This window comes from Amycolatopsis sp. NPDC059021, assembly GCF_042739895.1.
Lineage (GTDB): Bacteria > Actinomycetota > Actinomycetes > Mycobacteriales > Pseudonocardiaceae > Amycolatopsis.
This window is the reverse complement of record NZ_JBHYIQ010000038.1, coordinates 82,111-83,972: the sequence shown is the minus strand read 5'-3', so window position 1 is coordinate 83,972 and position 1,862 is coordinate 82,111. Positions and strand designations below refer to the sequence as shown.

The following is a 1,862-nucleotide window of genomic DNA, read 5'->3' as shown; positions in this document are numbered from 1 at the left end:
CCTTACGGGCGTCTGACGCCCGTAAGGTGGCCTTAACGGCACTTCTGTCCTTTGTGGACTAGAAGGACGTGACTACCCGGGCCACGAACGCCACCGTGGGCGTATGAGCCGCGGGACTACGCGACGAAACGGACCACGAAGAGCCGTGAAGGCCCCCATACCGGCGCTCAGTGCCGTGAAGGACTCCATACCGGCGTTGAGCGCTGTGAAGGGGGCCTTCACGGCTTTGCGGGGAAGCGGGTCAGCAGCGTGGGGTGGAGCCGGGGGCGGAGAGGCGCGGGGCGGCGCCGGTGGTCGTGGTGGTGCCGGTGACGCAGTAGCCGTCGACGTTCTGGAAGCCGATGTCGAACGGGCTCTTTCCGCCGCGCTGCACGGTGAACTTGTCGAAGGCGATACCGGAGCTGTTGTTCGCGATGATCGCCGGGCGGCCGTCGTCCTTCGCGAACCTCACCGAACCGCCGTCGAACCGGATGCCCGACGCGTAGTGCAGATACCAGCCGAACGCGGGCCGCGTCCCGATGCTCTTCGGGTTGTAGTCGGTGGCGTTGTTGCTCGGCACGTCCGTGGACATGGTGCCGTTGCCGCCCGGCACGGTGAGATCGACGTTCGTGAACCGCACGTCACTGACCCGGTTCGCCGCACCGGCACCCCAGATCGTCGGGCTGAACGACCCGCCGCCGGCGTAGGTACCCTTGATGTTCTCGAAGGTGATCCCGCTGATCGAGCCGACGCCAGGATTGTTCCCGCACCGTTTCCGCGTCCCGATCTTCATCATGATCGGCGAGTACGTCCCGGACATCGTGATGTTCCGGTAGTGCACGTCCGAGATCTTCGCCCCGTCCATGGAAACCATGCCCAGCCCCGATTTGTGCGCGCCGGTGATGACGACGTCGGAGAACTGGTACCCGGTGAAATCGCCGCAGGTCTCCGAGCCGAACATCAGCGCGTTGCAGCACACCGCCGAGAGTTTCGCGCCGGTCACCGTGACATCGCCGTTCGGGAGCTTCTTCCCGAGCGCGTAGTCGCTTTTGAACACGAGCGCGTCGTCGTTCGCGGCGACCGTGATGTTCGTGATGCGCACGTTCGTGGTGCTGATGATGTTCCAGCCGTCCCGGTCGCTCGCGGTGTCGATCACCAGGTGATCCGAGACGACGTTCTTACAGCCGTTGATCAGCGCCGCGAAATGCCCGCCGCGCCGCAGGGTGATCCCGTTCAGAGTGAGACCGTCGCACCGGGTCAGCGACAGGATCTTGTCGGCCTCGCCGCTTTTCGGGTTCCCGGTGATCAGCTGACCGCCACCGTCGATCGTGCCGGAGCCGGTGAAGGCGACATGGGTGAGGCCGTCCCCGAAGAACATCGCGTTGTGGAAATGGCTGTGCCCGTAGTCCTGGTACTCGTCCCACTGATTGGGTTCGGGTTTGTCGTACGTCTTCGCGCCGGCCCCGAGGATCGTGGCACCGGCGTCCAGCTGGATCGTGACGTTGCTCTTCAGATGGACCGTATTGGCCGATTTGTAGGTGCCGGGCGGAAAACGCACCGTCCCGCCGCCCGCGCCGCCCGCCGCGGTGATGGCCTTGTCGATCGCCGCGGAATCATTGGCGGAGCCGTTTCCCTTGGCGCCGTAGTCCTTGACGTCGAACACGCCACCGGGCACCGCAGCGGAAACCTCCGCACCGGCAAGGACCAGTCCGGCCGCCATGAGCAACGCGACCAGGCCTTTTCTCTTCGTTTTCACGGGGATACCGCCTTTTGTCGTGAGGAGAATTTCGGGACACGACGGCGGAAAACCCAGAATACGAGTCGGGAGGGTCCCGCGCCACCCCCCCAACTGACGGGCCCAACCCCCAGAGTGACACAAGCAA

1 protein-coding gene is annotated in these 1,862 nt (G+C 64.8%); it reads right to left on the bottom strand.

All coding sequences use genetic code 11. The annotated features are described in order from the left end of the window. Nucleotides 1–241 precede the first annotated feature (241 nt). On the bottom strand, nucleotides 242–1,735 hold the full coding sequence (locus ACFWX1_RS22900) for a glycoside hydrolase family 28 protein (RefSeq protein WP_378390386.1): 1,494 nt from the start codon (nucleotides 1,733–1,735) through the stop codon (nucleotides 242–244). Between the last annotated feature and the right edge of the window lie 127 nt (nucleotides 1,736–1,862).